Origin of the sequence: Methylobacterium mesophilicum (genome assembly GCF_022179445.1) — a bacterium.
In the GTDB taxonomy this organism is placed as follows: domain Bacteria; phylum Pseudomonadota; class Alphaproteobacteria; order Rhizobiales; family Beijerinckiaceae; genus Methylobacterium; species Methylobacterium mesophilicum.
The window spans coordinates 150,776-174,452 of the sequence record NZ_BPQU01000001.1; the positions used below are offsets into that span (position 1 = coordinate 150,776).

The 23,677-nt window shown below is 69.4% G+C and carries 22 protein-coding genes; 8 read left to right on the forward strand and 14 right to left on the reverse strand.

Features of this window, described 5'->3' with window-relative positions:
• Positions 1-199: 199 nt before the first annotated feature.
• The 5 genes from MFF40_RS00730 to MFF40_RS00750 form a co-directional block, all read right to left on the reverse strand.
• Complete coding sequence (locus tag MFF40_RS00730; RefSeq protein ID WP_238259377.1) at positions 200-1,474, reverse strand: MFS transporter; 1,275 nt, start codon at positions 1,472-1,474, stop codon at positions 200-202.
• Positions 1,475-1,564: 90 nt separating this feature from the next.
• Entirely contained in the window at positions 1,565-3,157 is a 1,593-nt protein-coding gene (locus MFF40_RS00735) for a gamma-glutamyltransferase family protein (RefSeq protein ID WP_147855307.1), read from the reverse strand.
• 120 nt (positions 3,158-3,277) lie between these two features.
• A complete protein-coding gene (locus MFF40_RS00740; RefSeq protein ID WP_147897349.1) occupies positions 3,278-4,036 on the reverse strand; it encodes an SDR family oxidoreductase in 759 nt (252 codons plus the stop codon).
• A gap of 71 nt (positions 4,037-4,107) precedes the next feature.
• Positions 4,108-5,322 (reverse strand): ABC transporter substrate-binding protein, encoded by a 1,215-nt coding sequence (locus MFF40_RS00745; RefSeq protein WP_147855086.1) that lies wholly within the window; start codon positions 5,320-5,322, stop codon positions 4,108-4,110.
• Between the two features lie 156 nt (positions 5,323-5,478).
• Positions 5,479-6,072: a cupin domain-containing protein gene (locus MFF40_RS00750; RefSeq protein WP_147855088.1), complete on the reverse strand. Its 594-nt coding sequence runs from the start codon at positions 6,070-6,072 to the stop codon at positions 5,479-5,481.
• Positions 6,073-6,245: 173 nt separating this feature from the next.
• Between MFF40_RS00750 and MFF40_RS00755 the strand changes: the two genes are divergently transcribed.
• The 4 genes from MFF40_RS00755 to MFF40_RS00770 are packed head-to-tail and all read left to right on the forward strand — an operon-like array spanning position 6,246 to position 9,698.
• Positions 6,246-7,013: an ABC transporter substrate-binding protein gene (locus MFF40_RS00755; RefSeq protein WP_147855085.1), complete on the forward strand. Its 768-nt coding sequence runs from the start codon at positions 6,246-6,248 to the stop codon at positions 7,011-7,013.
• Between the two features lie 5 nt (positions 7,014-7,018).
• Positions 7,019-7,672: an amino acid ABC transporter permease gene (locus MFF40_RS00760; protein WP_147855084.1), complete on the forward strand. Its 654-nt coding sequence runs from the start codon at positions 7,019-7,021 to the stop codon at positions 7,670-7,672.
• On the forward strand, positions 7,669-8,400 hold the full coding sequence (locus MFF40_RS00765; protein ID WP_147855083.1) for an amino acid ABC transporter ATP-binding protein: 732 nt from the start codon (positions 7,669-7,671) through the stop codon (positions 8,398-8,400). Before MFF40_RS00760 ends, MFF40_RS00765 begins: the two co-directional genes overlap by 4 nt.
• Positions 8,401-8,408: 8 nt before the next feature.
• Positions 8,409-9,698, forward strand: a complete 1,290-nt coding sequence (locus MFF40_RS00770) for an NAD(P)/FAD-dependent oxidoreductase (RefSeq protein ID WP_147855082.1) — start codon at positions 8,409-8,411, stop codon at positions 9,696-9,698.
• A gap of 39 nt (positions 9,699-9,737) precedes the next feature.
• Here MFF40_RS00770 and MFF40_RS00775 read toward each other — a convergent pair whose 3' ends face one another.
• The 7 genes from MFF40_RS00775 to MFF40_RS00805 all read right to left on the reverse strand — a co-directional run bounded on the left by MFF40_RS00775 (position 9,738) and on the right by MFF40_RS00805 (position 16,185).
• Positions 9,738-10,373 (reverse strand): class I SAM-dependent methyltransferase, encoded by a 636-nt coding sequence (locus MFF40_RS00775; protein ID WP_147855081.1) that lies wholly within the window; start codon positions 10,371-10,373, stop codon positions 9,738-9,740.
• Positions 10,374-10,475: 102 nt separating this feature from the next.
• Entirely contained in the window at positions 10,476-11,234 is a 759-nt protein-coding gene (locus tag MFF40_RS00780; protein ID WP_147855080.1) for a DeoR/GlpR family DNA-binding transcription regulator, read from the reverse strand.
• A gap of 60 nt (positions 11,235-11,294) precedes the next feature.
• Positions 11,295-12,296 carry a 4-hydroxythreonine-4-phosphate dehydrogenase PdxA gene (gene pdxA / locus MFF40_RS00785; protein WP_147855079.1) on the reverse strand — a complete coding sequence of 334 codons (1,002 nt, stop codon included), beginning with the start codon at positions 12,294-12,296 and terminating at the stop codon, positions 11,295-11,297.
• Positions 12,293-13,537 carry a four-carbon acid sugar kinase family protein gene (locus MFF40_RS00790; RefSeq protein ID WP_147897355.1) on the reverse strand — a complete coding sequence of 415 codons (1,245 nt, stop codon included), beginning with the start codon at positions 13,535-13,537 and terminating at the stop codon, positions 12,293-12,295. The genes pdxA and MFF40_RS00790 overlap by 4 nt, the downstream gene beginning before the upstream one ends.
• A 1-nt stretch (position 13,538) precedes the next feature.
• Complete coding sequence (locus MFF40_RS00795) at positions 13,539-14,552, reverse strand: 2-keto-3-deoxygluconate permease (protein ID WP_147854599.1); 1,014 nt, start codon at positions 14,550-14,552, stop codon at positions 13,539-13,541.
• Positions 14,553-14,902: 350 nt separating this feature from the next.
• Entirely contained in the window at positions 14,903-15,547 is a 645-nt protein-coding gene (locus tag MFF40_RS00800; protein WP_147896749.1) for a nucleoside phosphorylase-I family protein, read from the reverse strand.
• Entirely contained in the window at positions 15,544-16,185 is a 642-nt protein-coding gene (locus MFF40_RS00805) for a glycosyltransferase family 29 protein (protein ID WP_147854593.1), read from the reverse strand. Before MFF40_RS00805 ends, MFF40_RS00800 begins: the two co-directional genes overlap by 4 nt.
• Positions 16,186-16,305: 120 nt before the next feature.
• Here MFF40_RS00805 and MFF40_RS00810 point away from each other — a divergent pair, with 120 nt between their 5' ends.
• A complete protein-coding gene (locus tag MFF40_RS00810) occupies positions 16,306-17,259 on the forward strand; it encodes a glycosyltransferase family protein (RefSeq protein WP_147854600.1) in 954 nt (317 codons plus the stop codon).
• Here the strand turns inward: MFF40_RS00810 and MFF40_RS00815 are convergent.
• Both MFF40_RS00815 and MFF40_RS00820 read right to left on the reverse strand, forming a co-directional pair.
• Positions 17,247-18,425 carry a glycosyltransferase family 4 protein gene (locus tag MFF40_RS00815; protein WP_147854594.1) on the reverse strand — a complete coding sequence of 393 codons (1,179 nt, stop codon included), beginning with the start codon at positions 18,423-18,425 and terminating at the stop codon, positions 17,247-17,249. The two genes, MFF40_RS00810 and MFF40_RS00815, sit on opposite strands and share 13 nt — an antisense overlap.
• Positions 18,425-19,465: a glycosyltransferase family 4 protein gene (locus MFF40_RS00820; RefSeq protein ID WP_147854595.1), complete on the reverse strand. Its 1,041-nt coding sequence runs from the start codon at positions 19,463-19,465 to the stop codon at positions 18,425-18,427. The genes MFF40_RS00815 and MFF40_RS00820 overlap by 1 nt, the downstream gene beginning before the upstream one ends.
• Before the next feature lie 60 nt (positions 19,466-19,525).
• Between MFF40_RS00820 and MFF40_RS00825 the strand changes: the two genes are divergently transcribed.
• Genes MFF40_RS00825 through MFF40_RS00835 form a run of 3 tightly spaced genes read left to right on the forward strand, consistent with a single transcriptional unit; the run spans position 19,526 to position 23,629 of the window.
• Positions 19,526-21,580, forward strand: a complete 2,055-nt coding sequence (locus MFF40_RS00825; RefSeq protein ID WP_147854596.1) for an HAD-IIB family hydrolase — start codon at positions 19,526-19,528, stop codon at positions 21,578-21,580.
• Positions 21,570-22,484 carry a glycosyltransferase family 2 protein gene (locus tag MFF40_RS00830; RefSeq protein WP_187277697.1) on the forward strand — a complete coding sequence of 305 codons (915 nt, stop codon included), beginning with the start codon at positions 21,570-21,572 and terminating at the stop codon, positions 22,482-22,484. Before MFF40_RS00825 ends, MFF40_RS00830 begins: the two co-directional genes overlap by 11 nt.
• 8 nt (positions 22,485-22,492) lie before the next feature.
• Complete coding sequence (locus MFF40_RS00835) at positions 22,493-23,629, forward strand: glycosyltransferase (RefSeq protein ID WP_147896752.1); 1,137 nt, start codon at positions 22,493-22,495, stop codon at positions 23,627-23,629.
• Positions 23,630-23,677: the final 48 nt, after the last annotated feature.

The window sequence follows — 23,677 nt, forward strand, 5'->3', positions numbered from 1 at the left end:
CGCAACGACGGTGTGGCAGAGGATGTCCTATGCCAGCCCTGCGGTATCTGCCCCCCACAAACTCCTCATGGCGGTGTCCTGAGGCGCCGGTTACCCAGGCCGGGCGACTGCCTCACGTCCGGATCAAACTCTGCAGGACACGCCCCGGCTTAAGCTGCACCCGGCAGCCGCCGCCTTCTTCCGATTACGGAGACACAGATCATCGCAATCCAAATTTCCTACGGACCAGCACCAGGCACGTGAGGCTGATTCCGGCTGCGAACATCAGGAAGAAACTGGGCGCGAGCGGCGTGTGCGTGATTGCGATCAGGCTCTCGATCCAGAACGGTGCGAAGCCGCCGAAGAGCGTCACGCCGACGTTGTAGCTGATGTTCATGCCCGTGCTTCGGGTGCGGGTCGGGAAGATCTCGGCCATGAGCGCCGGCAGGGCCGCGCTGTAGCTCGCCTTCAGGCCGCCGATCAGGGCGAGCACCGGCACGATGACGAGCAGGACCGGGTAGCTGATCAGAAGCGCGAAGGCCGGAATCATCAGCACGAACACCGCGATCACCACGATCCGCATGATCGGCGTCCGGCCGACCCGATCGGACCAGTGCCCCACCAGCGGTGCGACCGTCATCAGCATGACGGCGCCGACGAACGATGCCAGGAAACCGATCCAGGACGGCAGACCGAGTTGCTTGGCGGCGTAGGTCGGCGTGTAGTTGATCATGTAGTTCAGCGCCGTGGAGGTCGCCACGAGCCCCGTCGCCAGCAGCATGTTGAGCCATTGTTGCCCGAACAGATCGCGTACGGGTGAGCGCGCCTCACCCGTCTCGGCCGAGGCCTCGAATTCGGGCGTCTCCGTGATGTTGCGACGGATGTAGAGGCCCACGGGACCGATCAACAGCCCGAACGCGAACGGCAAGCGCCAGCCCCACGCGGCGATCTGGTCAGCGCTCAGCGTGGCGCTCAGGATGACCCCGGACAAGGCCGCCAGGACGCTCGCCAGGCCCTGGCTGGCGAACTGGAAGCTCGCGAAGAAGCCTTTGCGCGTCGGCCCGTGCTCGACCATGAAGGCGGTCGATGCGCCGAACTCGCCGCCGACCGAGAAACCCTGGATCAGCCGTGCCACCAGCACGCCGACCGAGGCCAGGATGCCGATCGACTCGTAGGACGGCATCACGACCATCATGAGGGTCCCGACCATCATCAGCATGATCGACAGCATCAGTGCGGGCTTGCGGCCGGCCCTGTCCGCATAGAGGCCGAGCACGATCGCCCCGAGCGGGCGCATTAAGTACGAGATGCCGAAGCTGCCGAGGGCGATCAGTAGCGACGTGGTCGGATTGTCGGTCGGGAAGAACAGCTTCGAGATCGTGACGGCGAAGTAGAGGTACAGCGTGAGATCGTAGAATTCGAGGGCGTTCCCGATCGAGGACGCGATCACCGCCTTATACATTTGCGACGCTTCGCGGACGGGTGTCGCGCTCACGGCCGCGTCCGGTGACGACATATGCTGCTCGATCTCGGTTGGATGAGGCGCGCGTCGCGACGGGGTTTTCAGACGTCGTCGGGCGAGGATCTAAAATCCGCCGGCATGGCCGTCCTTGCGGGGATCGGAGCCGCCGACGTAGCCACCCTCAATTCTGCGCACGAGCTGCGCCCCCCCGAACCCGAAGGCAGAATCCGGCGGCTCGCGGACGAGTTCGTGGCCGCGCGCCTCCAGGTCGCCCAGCGTCGAGGCCGGGAACGCGGTCTCGACCGCCACCTGCAGGCCGGCGACGTGGCGCCAGCGGGGCGCGTCCACCGCCGTCTGCGGATCCTGCCCCCACACCTGGGTTCGGACCACCACCTGCACGTGGCCCTGCGCCTGGATCGGCCCGCCCATGAAGCCGAACGCCATCAGCGGTGCGCCGTTCTGCATCACGAAGCCCGGAATGATCGTGTTGAACGGGCGCTTGCTCGGCCCGACCTGGTTGGGATGGCCCTCGGCCAGGGTGAAGCCGTACCCGCGGTTCTGCAGGCTGATGCCCGTCTCCGGGACCACCACGCCGGACCCGAAGCCCGAATAGTTCGACTGAATGTAGGAGACCATCATGCCGTCGGCGTCGCCGGTGGCGAGGCACACGGTCCCGCCCTCGTTCGGCGCTCCATGCCCGAACACCTGCGCGCGCCGATGGTCTATCAGGGCCGCTCGCGACGCCAGGTAACCCGGGTCCAGCAGATGGTCGTGGGTAACCTTGGTCATGTGGCGAAGGTCCGCCGCGTAGGCGTAGACATCCGCGAAAGCGAGCTTCATGGCCTCAATCTGGAGATGGAGCGCGTCCGCGCCGTCGACCGGGAGATCCTCGAGGCCGGTCGCCCGGAGAATACCGAGCGCCATCAGCGCCGCGATGCCCTGACCGTTCGGGGGGATCTCGTGCAGGCTCACGCCGCCGAAATCCTGCTGAATCGTGCCGCACCAATCCGCGCTGTGGTCGGCCAGGTCGCCCTCGTCGAGCGCCGCCCCGTGCGCGCGGGCGAAATCCGCGATCCGGAGAGCCAACGCCCCCCGGTAGAAGCTGTCGCCACGCGTCTCGGCGATCGACCGGAGCGTGCGCGCATGGCCGGGCGACCGGAACAGCTCGCCGGCGGCTGGCGTGCGCCCGTCCGGCATGAAGGTGGCCGCAAAGCCGGGCTGGTTCTTCAGTTCCGCCGCGCCGCGCCTCCAGAGTTCGGCGATGACGGGCGAGACCAGGAAGCCGGCCTCGGCGTAACCGATGGCCGGCTCGAAAAGGCGCTCGAACGGCAGCTGCCCGAACCGCCGCGACAGCTCAACCCAAGCCGAGACCGCACCCGGGACCGTCACGGTGTCCCAGCCGCGATGCGGGAACGCGGCGTGCCCAACGTAGCGTTCAGGCGTCCAACCCGCCGGCGAGCGGCCGGACGCGTTGAGCCCGTGGAGCTTGCCGTCGTGCCAGAGGATGCAGAAGGCGTCCGACCCGATGCCGTTGCCGGTGGGCTCGACCACTGTCAGCGCGATGGCCGCCGCCAGCGCGGCGTCGAGGGCGTTGCCGCCCTGTTGCAGCATCCTGAGCCCGGCCTGCGTAGCGAGCGGCTGCGACGTGGCGACGAGATTGCGGGCGAAGACGGGCGAGCGCCGGGAGGCGTAGGGCGCATCGTGTCGGTACTGCATATCGGCCTCGTGGACGTCCCCGGCTAGCAGAACCGATCTCCGCAAGCCTCATGCCCTTCAAGAGGGCCACATCGAGCCGCGGATCCCGATAAACCGATGATCGGGGGCGATCTTTCCCGCTCAGAGCTTGATCCCTTCGAGGTAGCCGCGATTCCACGTCGGGCTGATCAGGATCTCGTTGACGCAGACGGTCGCCGGGAGGCGCGCCACGAACAGGATCGTCTCGGCGAGATCGTCCGATTGCAGCATGCGCGCCTTGTCGTCCGCCGTGACCGGAACGGGACGCTTGTCCAGGATGGGTGTCGCGACCTCACCGGGGCAGATGCAGCAGGAGCGGATGCCGTGTCCGCATTCCTCCTGGTTCAGGCTCTCGGAGAGCGCGACCAGCCCGTGCTTGGCCGCCGAGTAGGCCGGCCCCGTCAGCTTGGACACGTAACGGCCGGCCCACGACGAGACCTGAATGATCAGGCCGCCCCGCTGGGCGCGCATCGTCGGAAGCACGGCCCGGGATGCGTAGAAGGGGCCGTTGAGGTCTACGCCGATCACCGCGTCGATGTCGGCATTCGAGATCTCGCTCCAGGACCGGTTCGGCACGTTGAGCCCGGCGGAGTTCACCAGGATGTCGCAGCCTTGGTAGGCCGCGTGGACCGCCGCCCAGGCACGCTCGACGTCGGCGGCGCGGCCCATGTCGGCGGGCGCCACCAGGGCCTCGCCGCCCGCGGCGCGGACCAGGTCCGCGGTTTGCTCCAGGGCGTCCGCCCGCCGCCCGGTGAGGGCCAGCCGCATCCCGGCCTTGGCGAGCGAAATCGCGGCGGCCTGTCCGATGCCGGACCCGGCTCCCGTCACCCAGGCGACCTGTCCTCTGATATCACGCAGCATGGCGAGTGATCTCCCGAACGTCCTTCGTCGAGGGCCGCACCCGTGCCTGCGCCGGACGCCGTCCTCCGGGTCTAGTTCTTCGCGACCAGGGGGCATCCGCCGTCGGCGAGGGGGCGGAACGCCTGCTCGGCCGGGATGGTGTCGAGGAGCTTGTACAGGTCCCACTCGCCCTTGGATTCGGCCGGCGCCTTCACCTCGAACAGGTACATCGGGTGCAGCTTGCGGCCATCGACCCGGATCGAGCCCTTGCCGAACAGCGGGTCGTCGGTGGGGTTGGCCTTCATCCAGGCCATGGTCGTCTGCGGATCCTTCGACTTCGTCGCCGCGACGGCCTTCAGGTAGTGCAGGAGGCCGGCATAGACGCCCGCCTGGTTCATCGTCGGCATGGTGCCGTTGTGGCGCGACGCGAAGCGTTCCGAGAAGGCACGCGTGCCGGGGTTGAGATCCCAGTAGAACGACTCGGTCAGCACCAGTCCGCGGGCCGTCTGCAGGCCGAGCGAATGCACGTCCACCGCGTAGACGAGCAATGCCGCCAGGGTCTGACCGCTCTCCATCAGACCGAACTCATGGGCCTGCTTGACGGCGTTGATCGTGTCGCCGCCGGCATTGGCGAGCCCGACCACCTTCGCCCCCGACGCCTGTGCCTGAAGCAGGAACGACGAGAAGTCCGTGGCTGGGAACGGCACCTTGGCGGCACCGAGCACGCGGCCCCCGCCCTTCTGGACGACCGCGGAGGCCTCGTTCTGAAGCGAGATCCCGAACGCGTAGTCGGCGGTGAGGAAGTACCAGGACTCGCCCCCGCGCTTGAGCATCGCGCCGGCTGTGCCGTGCGCGAGGGCATAGGTGTCGTAGGTCCACTGGATCGTATTGGGCGAGCAGGCCTTGCCGGTCAGGTCCGTGGTCCCGGCGCCGGAATCGATGAAGATCCGGTTCTTCTCGCGCGTGACCTGGCTCACCGCCAGGGCCACCGAGGACGTCGGCACGTCGAAGATCGCGTCGACCCCGTCGCGATCGTACCATTGCCGCGCGATGGCGGCGCCGACATCCGGCTTGTTCTGGTGGTCGGCGGAGACGAGATCGACCCGCACGTTGGCGTCGGTCTTGGCGAAATCCTCGATCGCGAGCCGCGCGGCGACCACCGAGCCCTGGCCCCCGGTGTCGGAGTAGACCCCCGACATATCGTTCAGGACACCCACCTTCACGGTGATCGGCTCCGCCGCGGCTGCCCCGGCCATCGCGCCGCAGGCGATCGCTGCCGAGAGGACGCAGCTGCGGATCAGCGCCATGGTGGACCTCCCGTCGGATGCTTCTTTTTGTGCGTGTTACGAGGGCACGGGCTACAACTCAGCGTCAAGACCGGTCGCCTTGGTCTGCGAAACACCTAGCGGAAGTCTCCCTCCGCCGGGCCGCTGCGCTGACTTGTGCGCGAGCGTTGCAGCCAGTCACGGATCCGGCGCTCGATCCGCCCCCAACGCGTTGACCCACAGGACGACGGCACGCGTCCGGCCGTCCGGATTGCCGAAACGGTGCGGCCGATGGCTGGCGAAGCGGAAGCTGTCGCCGGCGGCAAGGTCCAGCGTCCGGGCTTCGACCACGAGGGTCAGGCGCCCCTCGAGCACCAGGCCGGCCTCCTCGCCGTCGTGGCTGAACAGCTCGTCGCCCGTGCTGGCCTTCGGCTCGAGCACCATGTGGAACAGGCTGAGGCTCGGCGTCCTGCCCGCGGGCGTCAGAAGCTGCTTGGTGATCCCGGCGCGCCAGAGCTTGAGTTCCGCCCGGTCCCGCTCGAACACCACGATCGGGTCGGGGTCCTTCTCCGGGGCGGTCGTCTCGAACAGGCCGCCGATCCCGGTCTGGAGCGTGTCGGCGAGCAGGGCCAGGACGCGCAGGGACGGCGAGGACAGGCCGCGCTCCACCTGGCTGATGAAGCCGATCGAGAGGCCGGTGCTGGCCGCGACCTTTTCCAGGGACAGCCGCCGCTCCTGGCGCAGGGCGCGCAGCCGCTGGCCCACGGCCCGGTCCACGGGATCGGCCGCCATCGGTTCGACTTTGGGCCTGCTCACCGCCGCGTCATCCTGGAGAGTCCGTGGCATCTTCATGCACGTGAAATCATCTTGCGTCGAGCCGCGAACCGTGCGGTAATCTTCACAGATATGAAAACAGACGAGCGATAGCGAAGAGTCGCGCTATGCCAGTGTCGAGGATCCGCGCCATGAGACGCCTGCTTCCGAGCCTGGGCCTGAGCCTCGCCCTCTTGATCGCCGGCCCGGCCAGGGCCGAGCCGCCCCTGCGGGTCGGGGCCACGCCCACCGGCCTGCCGTTCACCTTCCTCGACACCAAGACCAACTCGATCCAAGGGGTCATGGTCGATCTCGTGAACGCGGTCGGCAAGGAGGCCGGGTTCGCCGTCGCGGTTGAGCCACTGCAATTTTCGACGCTGATCCCGGCACTCACCGCCTCGAAGATCGACATCATCTCGGCGGCGATGTTCATCACACCCCAGCGCAAGGAGGTCGTGGCCTTCTCGGCTCCGGTCTACAGCTACGGCGAGGGGCTGATCGTCCCGAAGGCCGACACGAAGGACTACACGTCCTTCGCCGACCTGAAAGGTGAGACCGTCGGCGCCCAGGTCGGTACCGCCTTCGTCGATCCGTTGAAGAAATCGGGTCTTTTCGCCGAGGTGAAGATTTACGACGCGATCCCGGACATCATTCGCGACGTCAATTCCGGGCGGCTGAAGGCCGGCTTCGCCGACGCCCCGATCCTGGCCTACTACGTCAAGCAGGGCATGTTTCCCGGCGTCCGCCTGGTCGAGACCCTCAAGCCGACTGTCGTCGCCTCGGTGGGCATCAGCGTGCGCAAGGCCGACACCGCACTGCTCGCCAAGATCGACGCCGCGCTCGCCAAGCTGAAGGCCGACGGGACGCTCGAGAAGATCCTGATGAAGTGGGGTCTGCCGCCCTCGGCCGACCGGTCCTGAGATTCATGCGCGAGTTCCTGGCCGACGCGCAGGATTACCTGCCGATCCTGTTCCAGGGCGTGCAGCTAACGGTTCTGATCACCCTGGCCTCCCTGGTGGTCTCGACCGTCCTGGGCCTGTTCTGGGCGGTGCTGCGGGTCTCCGGGATCGCCGTGCTGGCCGGGTTCAGCGCGGTGATGATCAACATCCTGCGCGGCATCCCGATCATCGTGCAGCTGTTTTACATCTACTTCGTGCTGCCGGATTTCGGCCTGTCGCTCACGGCGGTGCAGGCGGCGATCATCGGGCTCGGGATCGCCTATTCGGCCTACCAGGCCGAAAATTTCCGGGCCGGCATCGAGGCGGTGGACCGCGGGCAGGTCGAGGCCGCCCTGTCGATCGGCATGGGCTGGTGGATGACCATGCGTCGGGTGATCCTGCCCCAGGCGGTCAAGATCGCGCTGCCGCCTTACGGCAACATCATGATCATGATGCTCAAGGATTCGTCGCAGGCCTCGACCATCACGGTCGCGGAACTGGCCCTCCAGGGCAAGCTCATCGCCTCCTCGACGTTCAAGAACACCAGCGTCTACACGATGGTGGCGCTGATGTACCTGGCGCTGAGCCTTCCGCTGATCCTGCTGGTGCGCCACCTCGAAGCGAAGGGGCGCCACCGGTGATCGTCCTTCAGGATGTGCACAAGCATTACGGCTCGCTGGAAGTGATCAAGGGCGTCTCGGCCGAGGTCACGAAGGGCGAGGTTGTCTGCATCATCGGGCCTTCAGGCTCCGGCAAGTCGACGCTGCTGCGCTGCATCAATGGACTCGAAGCCTATGACGGCGGCGAGATCCGGGTCGACGGCCAGCGCGTCGACCGGGACAAGCGCAGCATCCAGGCGGTGCGGACCCGTGTGTCCATGGTGTTCCAGCGCTTCAACCTGTTCGCCAATCGCACCGCGCTGGAGAACGTCGTCGAGGGGCCCATCCACGTGAAGCGGGAGCCCCGCGCCGAGGTCGAGGATCGCGCCAGGGCGCTGCTCGCCCGGGTCGGCCTGGCCGGCAAGGAGCATGCCCGGCCCGATGCGCTCTCGGGCGGCCAGCAGCAGCGCGTCGCCATCGCGCGGGCCCTGGCCATGCGCCCGGAGGCGATCCTGTTCGACGAGCCGACCTCGGCCCTCGATCCCGAGCTTGTCGGCGATGTCCTGCGGGTGATGCGCGGGCTGGCGGACGAGGGCATGACCATGATCGTCGTGACCCACGAAATCGGGTTCGCCCGGGAGGTCGCCGACCGCGTGCTGTTCCTTGATGGCGGTCGCCTGGTCGAGCAGGGGCCGGCCGCCGAGATCCTCAATCGCCCACAACACCCGCGCACCCAGGACTTCCTGCAGCGGGTGCTGCATCCGCTCTAGGGATTACCGTGGCCGAACCGTTTCCCCTCGCGCCGTCGCTCTGGGCTACCACTGCCACACCGGGGCCCGAGACGCCGCCCCTGTCCGAATCCGGGCACGCCGATGTGGTGATCGTCGGCGGCGGCTTCTGCGGCCTCTCGACCGCCCTGCACCTCGCCGAGCGCGGGATCCGACCGGTCGTGCTGGAGGCTCGCGAGGTCGGCTTCGGCGGGTCTGGGCGCAACGGCGGTCAGGTCATCCCGGGCCTGAAATACGATCCCGCCGCCCTCGTCGCCAAGTTCGGGCGCGAGCGCGGCGAGCGGCTCGCGCGCTTTGCCGGAAGCACCGCCGATACGGTCTTCGACCTGATCGCCAAGCACGCCATGGACGTGCCGCACCGGCGCGCGGGCTGGATCCAGGGCGCCCATACCGAGGCCGGGCTCGCCGAGGTCGCGCGCCGGGCGGAGCAATGGGCCGGCCTCGGTGCGCCGACCCAGGTCCTCGACAAGGCCGAGACCGATCGGCTGCTCGGGACGGAGCGATACCTCGGCGGCTGGCTCGACGGCCGCGGCGGTGCGGTCCAGCCGCTGAGTTACGCCCGCGGCCTCGCCCGTGCGGCGCTGAAGGCCGGTGCCGCCATCCACGGCGGCAGCCCCGTCACCGGCCTGACCCGCAGCGGGTCGACCTGGACCGTCACAACGGCTCAGGGCGCGCGGCTCTCGACCGAGCGTGTCGTCCTGTGCACCAACGGCTATACGGGTGGGCTATGGCCCGGGCTCGCGCAGACCGTGATCGCGGCCAATTCCTTTCAGGTCGCCACGACGCCGCTCTCGGACAACCTGCGGCGCTCGATCCTGCCCGAGGGGCAGGTCTCGTCGGACACGCGCAAGCTCCTGCTGTATTTCCGCCTCGACCATACCGGCCGCCTGCTCATGGGCGGCCGCGGTCCGTTCCGCGAGCCGCGCGGTGCCCGCGACTGGGCCCATCTCGAGCGCATCGTCGGCAAGCTGTTCCCGCAGCTCGACGGGGTCGCGTTCGACCATCGCTGGTGCGGCCGGGTGGCGATCACGCAGGATTACCTACCGCACCTCCACGAGCCCGCACCCGGGCTCCTCATCGACATCGGCTGCCAGGGCCGCGGTGTCGGCCTGCAATCCACCATGGGACGGTTGATCGCCGACTACGTCGCGACTGGGGATCCGGACCGCCTGCCGCTGCCGCTGACACCGGTCGCACCGCTGCCGCTGCACGCGTTCCACCGCCTGTACGTGTCGGCCATCATCGCCTGGTACCGGCTCAGCGACGGCGGCATTCGCTGACGCGGACCGCTGTATTGTCCATCCGGCCCCGAAAAGCTGTCAGGCCGAGCCCGTCCATCCGATGACCGCTGTCAATGGGTCGCCCGAGCCTCCCGCGCGCTTCAGGACGCGGGTCTCGACGCGCGGGAAGCCGGCGCGCTGCAGGTACAGGCTAACCAACTGCGCGTGCCCCTCACCGTCGAGGGCGCTCCAGATCGCGACCGCCTTGGTCGGGAAGCAGCGGTTCGAGAAACTGATGATCACCGGTGCGCCGGGGCGCAGGATGCGGGCGACCTCGGACAGGACGTCCACGGGTCGCTGCAGGTACTGCACCGAGACGCAGAGCAGCGCCGCGTCGACGCTCGCCGCGTCGAGCGGCAGGCGCGGCTCGGTGTTGAGATCCTGCACGAAGTGCCGGGCCAGACGCGGGTTGACGGCCAGTTCCGCCGCGTTCATCCCGTGGCCGATGACGCTTCCGTAGGCGACCTCGTCCGGCAGGTGGCTAATCCAGCTGGACATCAGGTCGAGGACGATGCCGCCGGCAGGCACGACCGCACGGTAGAGGTCGGTCACGGCGGCGATCGCGGCCGCGTCGATATGCGCGACCAACCGCGGCTGCGCGTAGAACAGCGGATCGGGATGGCGGTCGGGCTTGGCGAACGCTTCCGGCGGTAGCTCGGGCAGATTCTGGGTCATGATCGGTACACCTTGGCCGGCCGTCGCACCGGGATCGCACAGCGCGTGCTCGGCTCTGACCGTCCCAACGTTCGATCGCGTCTGCCAACGGCACCGGGTTCGTCAGGGGTCAGCGACGATGATGAAGGCGCCCGCGTCCGCGAGGTGCCGCCGCTCGTCCGCTGGAACTGTCGCGTCGGTGACCAAAGTCCAGCGCCGTGGGAGCGGAGCCCACGCCATCTGCTCCGCGCGCCCGAGCTTGCCCGCGTTGGCCAGCACGATCGTCTCGCGCGCCTGCGCGATCATCACCGATTTGAGCGCGACCTGATCGAGGCTCGCCTCGCACAGGCCGCGTCCCGCGACCACGCCGTCCGCGCTCATCACCGTCCGATCCGCGGTCATCCTCTGCAGTGCTTCGACGGCGAGGGGGCCGACGGTGCTCATGCTCGTGGCTCTCAGGCTGCCGCCGAGGACGACGAGATCGATTCCAGGTGCCTGCGCAAGGCAGGGAAGCAGCGCCAGATTGTTCGTGATGATGCGCAGCCGTCGATCGATCAGCAGGCGCCCGAAGGCCGTGACCGTCGAGCCGGCATCGAGGATCAGGGTCTCGCCATCCGCGATGAGTGCGAGCGCCGCCCGGGCGATCGCTTGCTTCTCAGGGCCGTTGATCGCCAGCCTCTGGTCGAGCGTGGTCTCGGGCATGGCCGCGGCCAGGATGGCGCCGCCGTAGGTCCGCCGCACCGCCTTGGTGTCGGAGAGGTGCTGCAGATCGCGCCGGACGGTCGAGGCGGAGACGCCGAACCGTCGTGCGAGATCGTCCACATCGATCTCACCCAGCCCCAGCGCCTCCAACAGCCGCGCCCGGCGTTCCGTACCGCGCATAGCCGTGCTCTTCCTACCTGCCCGCGACAGGAGGCGCTTCCATCCGTCCCGGCAATCCTGTCAAGCCGCGAGCGGTTTCGGCGCCAGCTCGACCGCCTGCCGCAAGGCCTCAATCAAGCTGCGCTCGTCCGCGACGCCCGTGCCGGCGATGTCGAAGGCCGTCCCGTGATCTACGGAGGTCCGGATCACCGGGAGGCCGACCGTGATGTTCACCCCGGCCTCGAGACCCAGCACCTTGATCGGGCCGTGACCCTGATCGTGATACATGGCGACCACCATGTCGTAATCGCCCCGGCCGGCCAAGAAGAACAAGGTGTCGGCCGGCAGGGGGCCACGAACGTCCCAGCCCTTTGCGCGGCAGGCCTCGACCGCCGGCGTGATCTTCTCCGCCTCCTCGCCATGACCGAACAGGCCGTTCTCGCCCGCATGCGGATTGATGGCGCAGACGCCGATCTTCGGCTCGGCGATGCCGGCCTTCACCAGCACCGCATGTCCCCGGGCGATGACGCGCTCGACGAGGCCGGGCTCGATCCGCGCGATGGCGTCGATCAGGCCGATATGGGTCGTGACGTGGATCACCCGAAGCTTGGGCGAGACCAGCATCATCGAGACTTCCGGCGTCCCGGTGAGATGGGCCAGCATCTCGGTGTGGCCGGGAAACTTGTGGCCGGCCGCGTGCAGCGCCTCCTTCGACAAGGGCGCGGTGCAGATGCCTTGCGCCTGCCCCGCCTGGACGATCTCCACCGCCGCCGCGATGCAACGATAGGCGGTCTCGCCGGCGATCGGGGACAACTTCCCGAACGGCAGGTCGTCGGGGACGCATTTCAGGTCGATGCACTGAACCGCGTCGGTGTCGAACGCTGCGTCGCCCGCATCGGCCAGCGAAGCGACCCCGATCGTGGCCCCGACGATGCGGCCCGCCTGCCGCAGGCGCCCGGCATCGCCGACCACCAGCGGTTGGCAGATCGCGTGGACCTCCGGATGCGCCAGCGCCTTCATGATGATCTCCGGCCCGATGCCGGCGGGATCGCCCATGGTGATGGCGATGGTCGGACGGGTCATGTCAGGCTTCCTTCAATTCGCGCTCTGCGCAGGCGGTCACGAATGCGCGCGAGGCTGTCGGCGTCGCCGAACGCCCCGGCCTTCGTGGCGATGGGGATCGAAAGCCGACCCAGTGTGAGGCCGAGCGAGACGCCCGGCTCGATCTCGTCGGCCAGCTGGATCCCGTGGATATCGAAGCGCGTCAACAGCGCCGCCGCGGTCTCGCCGCCCGTGGCGGCGAGCGCCCCGATTTGCCCGGCGGTCGGCGCCAGCGCTTCGGCCAGCGCACGCGCGAGCCGCGGCCCGATACTCATGTCGGGTTCGCCGCCGAGCATGATCTCGACCAAGACATCCTGGCCGGCTGTCAGCCACTCCGCGAGCTGCGTCGCCAGAGACCCCTGGCCTTCCCGGGCCAGCAACGTCTCTGGGGAGACCGGCAGGTGCGCGACGCAGCCGTCGGCGACGAGACGCCTGGCACCGGCGCGCGAGATTTCGGCGAGCGAACCGACCACGAGGAGCGTGCCGCGCCCGTCCGGTGTGATCCGGACCGGCTCGCGTGCAGCCTTCGGCCCGGTAGCCGCGAGTGCGTGCGCCAGCCCGGCACTGCCGATGAAGCAGGCAGACGGCGTCGCAGCCAGTCCTGCCTCGGCGATACGGTGCAGGTCGTCGTCGGTTTCGGCATCGCAGACGACGATTTCGTCAGGACCGGCGGCAGCCTCCGCCAGCATGTCGGCGAGACGGCCACCTCGCACTACCGGCAGTGTGATCGTTCCGGCCCGGATCCCGGCAGTCGCCAGCATCGCGCCGAGGTCGGCGCTGGCATAGGTATGATCGCGCCGCCAGACCTCCGCCTCCTCTAACGGACGGCCGCCGACCCGCATCCGGCCATTCACCGTAGTCCGGCCTGTCGCGGGGAAAGCCGGTGCCAGCACACCGAAGGCTTGTTGACCGTATCGGGTACGCAGATGCGCCAACGTTGCGGCGCTTTCGGCAGCGGGCTGCCCCCGCATCGTCGAGTCGATCTTCTTGAACAGGCGTCGATCCACGCTGTGCAGTCGCTCCAGCAGAGCAGCATGGCGCCCGGCTGCGGCCTTTGCGGAGAGACCACGGCTGTCGGCATCATACGACAGGATCGGAAGCTGATCGTCCGGCGCCGCATCACCCCACATCACGGCCGCGGCGCTTCCGCGCCGCCGGAACGCGATCGCGCAGTCGGCGGCGCCCGTCAGATCGTCGGCGAGGATGAGCCAGCGCGCGCCCATTTCAGGCGCGGCTGACCGGCGCGGGACCAACGGGCTCTCCATCGAGCGCTTCCAGCTCGTCTCCGCCGCGGCCGACGACTCGCGCCGTCCAGGCGGTGACGATCGGGACCAGGATCGCCGTGACGACGACGCAGGCCGCGACCAGGATCGTCGCAGGACCGGCGGCATCCGCGTAGGCCGGATTGGCCGCGGCAACGATCGCGGGCACGGCCGCGGCATTGCCGGCCGTCGACGCGGCAGCGACGCCCGCAACACCTGTCCCGCCTGTCAGGCGATCGGCGAGGAACAGCGGGATGCCGGTGAGGACCACGACCGCGACCCCCATCGCCAAGCCCAGCAGGCCGGCCTGCCACACTTTGCTCAGATCGAGGCCCGCCCCGAGGGCGAAGGCGAAGAACGGGATCATCACCGGGATCGCGCGGCTCAGGAATGCGCGCATCTCGCGGTCCAGGTTTCCGATGATCATGCCGACGAGGAGCGGGAGAACCGCGCCGACCAGCGTCTGCCAGGGAAACGCCGAGAGGCCGGCGACGCCCAGCGTTACCATCGTCAGAAAGGGTCCGCTCTCGAGCGACATGACCGTGTAGGCCCCGACATCGCGCGGGCGCCCATATTGGCCCATCAGCGCCATGTAGAGACCGCCATTCGTGTCGTTCATGCTCGCGACGATGGCCAGGGTGGACAGCCCCGCGAACATTCCCGCGGCAACCGGCGCCTCACCGAGAACCCGTCCGAAGATCAGCCCCAGGATCAAGGCGATCCCGATCTTCACGAGGAGAAGGGTGCCGCCTTTCTTGACGATGTAAGGGGTGGCGCGAAAATCTATGCTTGCACCCATGCAAACATAGAACACGGCCAGGATCGTCAGCGCACCCGAGAATAGCGCTCCCGTGAAAGAACCAAAATACTTCGGGGTTCCCGGAAAGAACGTGGCGATCAACGCGCCGATGAGCAGGGGCACGACCATCATGCCGCCCGGGACACGCTCGATCGCCCGCTTGATCGGGATCTGCATGCTCGTTTCCTCCCTGCGTGATGCACGCGAATTTTTATAGTCCGGTCGGCAATGCCGACCTCGCCTGGCGAGTAGATTGCGCATTCCGCGCATATGGTCAATTCTGATGCGTGGTTCGCGCACAGGACGGACCCGCCTTCCTCGTACGCGACATATTCTTTGGGTTTTTCGGTGTGGTGCCATCAACGCGGTAAACGCAGATTTGCTGGCACCGTAAAATTGGCTACTTGCCTGAGGAAGATCGATTAAAACGCATAAAATATAAATACTTTGAATTAAAAAGCTCAGTTATTATTTATCTATAAGATCTTTTATTTATCAGATTTAGGTAGTTTGGCATTCATAGTGTTTCAAATGCGTGCCCAAGCCTGGTGAACAGGACCAGAAATCGTATCCGGCTTCGAAGCGCCGATGAAGATCACGACTGGACCATGAGCCTCGCGACGGGGATCATAGAAATCCAAAAGGCCCGGATGGATCCGCTGAAAGAAATCCGGATAGCGGCCGTCTCGGCGGAGCAGGTGATCGATCACGACTTGGTCCCCATGCACCGCGTTCGGAACCGAGCCGCAGGAGCCGGCCGCCATCCAGCGTGCGGAATCGGCCGTGAAGGTCGCGTAGAGGCCGGCGAGGTCGTCCCCCTCCCAGCGGAGCAGGGCGCTGGAGAGCCGGCCGTGGTGGAAATAATCTTCCATGGCTGCGAAGCCGGGCTCGGCCAGGGCGTCGGCCGGTCCGGTGAGGACGGTATCGAGGTCGCACAGCAGGGTCGTGCCCTCCGTAAGGCCCGGGCGGAACGCTTCCATCTTGGCCCACCAGGTCGGCCAGTCGTGCCGCAGCGGTACTCGCTCGACCCCGGCCACATTCAGCGGCAAGTCCGTCAGGCAGAGGAACCGGTCGAAGGCAGGCGCGTGGCGGCGCACGCCCCGGGCCAGGCGCTCGACCCAAGTCGCGTCGTAGCGACCGCCGCTCTTCAGGACGGTGATCAGCGTGGTCATGATGCGTCCGTCACCTCGGGTGGATGCAGGCGCAGGCGCCCGGCCGCTGCGGCCTCGGAGAACCAGGCCCGCTCGGCCGCCCAGGGATGGCCGGGCCATCCTGCGAAGCCGAAGCCGTGGATGTTCACCGGGCCGGCATCCGCCGGGCGGTCGCGCAGCAGCGCGAGGCTCACCAGGAAGCCGGTGCTTGGGTTCGGGGAACCGTTGGTACCAGGCGCGAGCCGGCGCCTCGCCTCGTCGTGCAGTGTCTCGGGCAGGAGATGGACTGGCTTGCCGAGGGGGCGCAGCAGCGCCAGCGCCTGCCGGGTCCAGCAGATCGGCTCGGGCGCGTTCGCTTCCACGGGCAGCATCGGGAACGGCAGGATGAACGCCTCTGCTTCTCGGACCACCGGACGGTCCAGAAAGCCGGGATCGGCCAGCCATTCGCGCATCTGCCCGCCGCGATTGACCAGGGCCAGATGCGTGACGCGCGAGCCTGTGCGGCCGCCGAAGCCCGGGGCGTTGTTGAAGCGCACCACATGGCGGGCCGCGTCGATCGCGCGCGCCACCGGGCCGATCCCGGGAGCGTTTCCGACGATGGCGAGCGAGGCGCGCGGGTCGGCGCGCTCCGGGCGGAAGAAGTCGATGGCGATGGACATGGGTGGCTGGGTCGCGAGGAACAGCCAAGGTATGGCGCCGGCTCCGCGTCGCCAGGGCGCCGCGACAAACCGGAACGGGCTGTGACCCCCCTCCGCCGCTGCTTCGTCTGCGCCGCCGACATGCTGGCGCCGAACGCGCGGAGCCTCGATTTCCCGGGCGGGCGCCGACGGCTGTTCGCGATCGGGTGTGACTCCTGCGGCGTCCTGATCGAGCCGGATGCGGACCCCGACCAATGCTGGCGGGACCTCGCCGGACGGCTCGCCGCGCCCGTCTTCGTTCCCGACCCGGAGGCGGGCTACGGCCTCGACATCTACACCCTGCGCAGCGCCGCGACCCGGCTCGGCCGCGGGATCCGCCCCCTCGCTCCCGCTGATCGCATCGCCCTGCTTCAGCCGCACAGCACGCGCGCCGCGCAAGGCGCCCTGTACGACCTCGACGGCGCGGAGTGGCGCCCGGTCTCGCTCGGGGTGATCTGCCGCCCGGCCGAGCGGGATTCCGTGCTGGCGGCGCTGCCGGCGCAAGGTACTTGGACGGCGGATGTCGCGATCCTGCTCGATGCGCCGGCTGCCCCGGCCCTCGCCGTCGCGGTTTCAGGCTTCGCGCACGGCTCGGTGCGTCTGGCGGCGCGCCCCCTCGCGGGCGATTTTGCCGCCCAGCGCAACGCGCTGCAGGACCTCGCCCGCAACGCCTGGATGCTGCAGCTCGACGCCGACGAGGCCCTCGATCCTGCGACCGGAATGCATCTCCCCGCGCTGGCGGCGCTCGCCGAGGCCGGCGACGTCATCTCGGTCGGACTTCCCCGGCGCAACCGCATCGACGGCATCCTGTCGGATGTCTATCCGGACGTGCAGTACCGGCTGAACCGGGCCGGGACGCGCTATGCCGGCCGCGTGCACGAGCGGCCAGCGCTTTCCGGCCGCTGGCCCCGGAGCTTCATCGCGCTCCACGGCGCGATCGACCATGCGCTCACCGGCGCGCATGTCCGGGCACGCTCCCAGCACTACGAGGCCCTGGATCCGGGGCGCGGGCGGCCGGAGGAGCTGGAGGCGCTGCTGCGACCCTACCGCGCCTGATCGATCGCCCGCCGGTAGAGGTCCAAGGTTTCGCGCCCGAGGCTCGCCCGGTCGAACCGGCCCGCCGCCGCTAAGGCCCGGATGCGGTAGGCCGAGCGCAAAGCGGGATCACGCAGGAGCGGGCGCAGGGCTTCGGCTATGGCGGGGCCGGTCGCCGCCTTCGCCAACGGTCCCGCCTCGGGGACGCCGACGAAGGCCCGGGCGCTCGCATCCTCGGCGCAGGCCACGACCGGCCGGCCATAGGCCAGGGCCTCCTGGTAGACGAGGCCGAAGCTTTCGTAGCGCGAGGGCGCCAGGACGACGTGCGCGCCCGCATAGGCCTCGGCCAGGCCTTGTGCGTCGATCCTGCCGCGAGCCCGGATGCGGCTCCTGGCGGCCTCCGACAGGTCCGCCGGCATGTCGCCGGGGGGCACCCCGACCAAGTCGAGCGAGAAGGACGGAAGTTCGCCGCGCACCTGCTCTGCAGCCAGGATCACCATCGCGTCGAGCAGGGCGTCGAAGCCTTTGCGCGCCTCGGCCCGGCCGACGAACAGCAGACGCACCGGCCCCGTCCCGGCTGCCGGGTAAGGCGCCGCCTGGGCGGCGGCGATCTCCGGCGGCAGGCTGAGGCCGATCACCGCCTCCGGTCGGCGGCCCGACAGCCCGTAGGCCCGGGCGATCACCTCGGCATGCGCCTGCGTGTTGGCGATCAGCCCGGCGCTGCCCTGGGCCTGGCGGCGCTCCAGGCGGTCGGCGGCGGCACCGTCGAGGCGGTCGCGCAGGTTGGGATTCCCGTTGCGGGTGAAGGCGGCGGGCGTCGAGCTGCGGGTCACCAGAGGTAGGTCCCGGCGGGCGGCGAGCAGCACGGCCGGGGCGTACCAGTTCGTCGCCTCGACCACATCGAACGCCGCCCGGGCATGCTCCGCCAGCACCGCCCGGCGGAAGGCCAGCGGCGCCGCGAGATGACCGACCGTGCCCCAAAGGCGCAGCCGCGCCAGCGAGCTGCCCGGTGGTAGCGAAATACCGATGACAGTGACGCCGCCGACCCGCTCCCGGCCGATCCGGTCCAGCGTGAAGACCGTCACGTCGGCGCCCGCCTCGGCGAGGCTCTCGGCGATCTCCCGGGCCGCCGTGGAGAGTCCGCTGGGCGACGGCGGGTAGTCCCAGGCCAGGAGCGCCGTGCGCATCAGCGGGCGAGCAGGCGATGGTAGAGTGCGAGGTAATCGCGCGCCATGCGCTCGGCGGTGAACCGCGTCTCGAATGTTCTTCGAATTAATGCGCGGTCCAGGCTGCCGACTCTTCGAATAGCCTTCGAAGCCTGCGCCTCGGACTCGACGATGAAACCCGTTACGCCGTCTTCGACGATCTCCGGGACCGATCCCCGGTTCCAGGCTACCACCGGGGTGCCGCAGGCCATCGCCTCGATCATCACCAGCCCGAACGGCTCGGGCCAGTCGATCGGGAACAGCAGCGCCCGGGCACTACCCAGGAGCGAGCCCTTCCGGGCGTCGTCGACCGGCCCGAGATAGGTCGCGTCGGGCCCGAGCAGCGGGCGGACCTGGCGGTCGAAATAGCCGGGGTTGCCGACATCGATGGTGCCGCCCAGCCGGATCGGCATCCCGGCCGCCCGGGCGACGCGGATCGCGGTGTCCGGGCGCTTCTGGTCGGTCATCCGTCCCACGAAGGCGACATGCGCCTCCGGCTCGGCCTGGAAGGCGTAGCGGTCCCGGTCGATGCCGTGATGCACGATCCCGGCCCGGTTGGAGGCCGGGATGCCGGCCTCCTGCGCGGCCGAGATCGCCGCCACCGGCAGATCTGGGAAGCCGGCGAAGAACAGAGCCCGGTCAAGCTCGTCCACCCGCCAATGCACCGTGGTCAAGCTGCGCCCGCGGGCCGCACCGAGCAGCGCCGCGTGGGCGAACTCGCCATGGCAATGCACGATGTCGAACTCGTGCAGCCGCAGCCGCAGCGCCTCCAATTGGAGGGCGTCCAGCGCCGCCGGAACCCCGGGCGCGACCCGGCCGTGGCGCTGTTCCAGGGCCGCAAGGCTCGGGTAATCGCCGACCCGGGGCAAGTCTGTCGCACTGTCCGAGGGGGCAAATAACGTTATTTCCGCGCCCAAGCTTCGCAGCGCCGTGCTAAGATCGTGCACAACCCGCTCGGTGCCGCCGTGATGGTTTGGGGGAACGGGAAAAATGTTCGGCGCGACTTGGGCAACACGGATCACGACGCCCTCTTCACATAAGTTAAGGTCGCAAAAGCAGCCGACAGCGTCAGCAAACGTCTGATGTTCGTCCTGCACGTCGCCCTGCAGGGCTGCCTGCGCGGGCGCGATGTCGTCTACGGCCTGACCGCCGATACCGGCGGCCACATCCGCTACCTGCTGGATCTCGTCGCCGCCTCGGCGCAGGATTTCGGCGTCGCCGAGATCGTGGTGGCGACCCGCCTTTTCCACGGATCGCTTGGCCCGGATTACGCCGTGCCCGAAGAGCGGATCTCCGACAAGGTCAAGCTGGTGCGGCTCCCGAGCGCGGCTCCGGGCTACCGGTCCAAGGAGGCGATGCACGAGGAGGTCGCGAGCTTCGCCGAGAGCCTCGTCGCCTGGATCGGCGCCCAGGAACGCGCGCCCGACGTGATCCACGCCCACTATGCCGACGCCGCCGCGGTGGCGGCGATCGTAGAGGCGCGGCTCGGGATCCCGTTCGTGTTCACCGCCCACTCCCTCGGGCGGGTCAAGGCAGCGATGCTGGGAGGAGACGCAGCAGGCGCCCCCGACCTCGCCCGCCGGATCGCTACAGAGGAGGCGGCCCTCGCCCAGGCCACCCTGGTCATCGCCTCCTCCAGGGACGAGGCCGAGGTCCAGTATGCCGGCTACGAATCCTACAATCCCGGCCGCGTCCGCGTCGTGCCGCCGGGCAGCGACCTGGCGCGCTTCGCCGCCGCCGAGCCGCATTCGCGGGTCGATGCCCTGATCGACCGCTTCCTGGACGATCCCACCAAGCCGCCGTTGCTGGCCCTGGCCCGGCCGGTGGCGCGCAAGAACCTGGCGGCCCTGGTCGAGGCCTATGGCGAGAGCCCGGAGCTGCAGGCCCGGGCCAACCTCGTGATCGTGGCCGGCACCCGCGGCGACATCGACGCCCTCGACGGCGACATGGCCGCCACCATGCGCGACCTGCTGGTGCTGATCGACCGCTACGACCTCTACGGCCGCGTGGCCTACCCCAAGACGCACAGGCCCGACGATGTCCCGGCGATCTACGCCTATGCGCGGGCGCGCGGCGGCATCTTCGTCAACCCGGCGCTCAACGAGCCGTTCGGCCTGACCCTGCTGGAGGCGTCGGCCGCCGGCCTGCCGCTGGTCGCCACCGACAGCGGCGGCCCCAACGACATCGTGGAGACCTGCGGCAACGGCCTGCTGGTCGATCCCCGTGACCCAACGGCCATCGCGCAAGCCAGCCTGCGCATCCTGTCCGATCCGGCCCTGCGCGCCCGCTACGTCGCGGGTGGGGCCCGGGCCGCGGCAGCCTACGATTGGGACCGGCACGCCGCGCGCTACCATGTCCTGCTGCGGGCCCTGCTCGCCCCCGAGCCGCCCCTGCGGACGCCGGCGCAAATGCTGGTCTGCGATATCGACAACACCTTGGTCGGCTGCGAGGCGGCGCTCGGCATCTTCAGGCATTGGCGCAGCCAGCAGGCGGGCCTGGCCTTCGGGGTCGCCACCGGCCGCTCGTTCCACAGCGCCATGGCGATCCTGGAGCAGCAGGCGAGCCCGCGGCCGCAGGTGATGATCACGTCGGTCGGCTCCGAGATCTACCACCTCGACGCCAACGGCGTGACCTACACGGCCGACGCCGACTGGCGCGAGACCATCGCGGCGGACTGGGACCGGGAGGCTTTGCGCGCGGCACTTGTCGGCATCCCGGGGCTCTTGCCGCAGGGCCCCCTGGAGCAGCGGCCGTACAAGCTGAGCTATTTCGGAGACGATGCCGCCGCCCGCCGGGTCGGAGCGCATCTCGCCGAGTCCGGTCTCGACGCCCGGGTGATCCACAGCCACGACCGCTACCTCGATATCCTGCCGGCGGCGGCCTCGAAGGGTACCGCGGTGGACCATGTCCGCGCGCTCTACGGCCTGCCGGAGCGGGCGGTGTTCGTGGCCGGGGATTCGGGCAACGACATCGAGATGCTGCGCCTCCGGGTACAGGCGATCATCGTAGCGAACTATTCCGACGACCTCGCCAGCAACGCCGCGCTGCAGCACTCCTACGTCGCCCGGGCCTCGCATGCCCGCGGCATCATCGAGGGCGTGGCGCATTTCCGCCGGATGCTGGCCCATGCTTCCTGACATTCGGCTACCTGAGGTGCGCTTATCGGCGCCCGCGCCGAGCGTGCTCACCCTGGTCCGCGGCCGGGCCGGATGCCTGCGCAACCTGATGCGCGGCCTCGCCCGGCAGACGGTGCCCCCGCGCGAACTGGTGATCGCCTGGATGCAGCCCGAGCCGGCGCCCTTCCTGCCCGATCCCGGCTGCTCGGTGCGCCATCTCCACGTGCCGGGCGAGCCGATGCCGCTCGCCGCCGCGCGCAACCGCGCCGCCGAGGCCGCCGCCGGCGACCTGCTGGTCTTCCTCGACGTGGATTGCATCCCGGCCTCCGGCCTGGTCGGCGCCTACGCGGCGGCCGCCTCCGGCGCCGGGGGGCTGCTCCTCGGCGAGGTTCTGTACCTGCCGCCGGAAGCCGGGCCGGCGCTGGACGCGTCCGATCTCGACGACGCAGCCCTCGACAGCCTCGGCCGCCCCCACCCGGCACGGCCGCCGGTGCCGGAGACGGGGCTGCGCCGGGAGCCCGATCCCGGCCAGCTCTGGGGGCTGTCCTTCGCCCTGCCGGCCCAGGCCTGGCGTGCGGTCGGCGGCATGGACGAGGGTTTCTGCGGCTACGGCGGCGAAGAGACCGATTTCGCCGCCCGCCTCGCCGCCACCGGGCTGCCGACCGACTGGGTCGCGGGGGCCCGGGCCTACCACCAGCACCACCCGGTCCACGTGCCGCCGCTGCAGCATTTCGCGCCGATCCTGGCCAACGCGGCGCGCTTCCGCGCCCGCCATGGGCGCTGGTGCATGACCTACTGGCTCGGCCAGTTCCGCGCCGCCGGGCTGATCGACTGGGACGAGGCCGCCCCGGCGATCCGCCTGATCCGCATGCCCACCGTACCGGAGGTCGCCGCCTCCCTTCGGCCCGGCGCCCTGTTCTCGTGAAGCAGACCATGAAGAAGCCGATCGCGTTCTTCGTCCATCACCAGGGCCGGGGCCACGCCAACCGCACCATGGCGGTCGCCGCCGAGTTCGCCCGCGACCGGCCGGTCTCGGTGTTGACCGCCGGCCCGCACCTGTTCGACGGTTTTTCGCGCGACATCGAGATCGTGGCCCTGCCGGACATGATCGGCGCCGCCGTGCCGACCGCGCGCCTCTACGCCGAGCCGACCCCGCAGGTGATGCATTGCGTGCCCCTGGGGCTCGCCCCGATGCGCCGGACCATGCGGGCCATCCTCGACCATCTGGACGACCGCGCGGTCGGCCTGTTCGTGGTCGACGTCTCGGCCGAGATCGCGCTGCTCGCCCGGATCGCCAGCGTGCCGGCGGTGCAGATCCGGATGCACGGCGACCGCTCCGATATCGGCCATGTCGGCGCCTACGAGGCCTGCGTCGGGATGCTGGCGCCGTTCGACGCGCGGCTGGAGCAGGCCGACTATCCGGCGTCGCTGCGCACAAAGACCTTCTACAGCGGCGGCCTCTGCACCAGCCTCGACCGGGTCCCCGACCGGGCCGAGGCGCGGGCGAAGCTCGGCCTCGATCCGCAGCGCGAGATCGTCGTCGCCGTGACCGGCGGCGGCGGCAGCGGCACGCCTTACGCGCCGCTCACCGTGGCGGCGCGGGCCGAGCCAGACGCCCTGTGGCTGACCCTCGGGCCGACCCACCGGGAGGGCCACGAGACCGATTTCGCCAACCTGCGCGAGCTGGGCTGGGTGCCCTCCGTCACCGACTATCTCGCGGCCGCCGACATCGTCATCGCGTCCGCGGGCGACAACACGGTCCACGAGGTCGCCCGGGTCGGCGGCCGACTGATCGTGATGCCGGAGTGGCGCTACTTCGCGGAGCAGACCCGCAAGGCCGAGGCTCTGGTCCGGCTCGGGGCCGCCGTCCAGGCCCCGGCTTGGCCCGGCGACCTCCAGGGCTGGCGCGACCTCCTGGCCCGCGCGCGCGCCCTCGACGGCTCCGTGCTGCACGGACTCTTCGCCCCGGACGCCGCATTCCGCGCCGCCGGCTGGCTCGAAGGGCTGACCGACGACCTCTGGCAGGGCGCCGAAGTACCGGGTCCGCTTCGCGCCGTCGCGAACGGCTGATCGCCCGCCTACACCCCCATTCCCCACCACTCGGAGCCCGACCGCCGC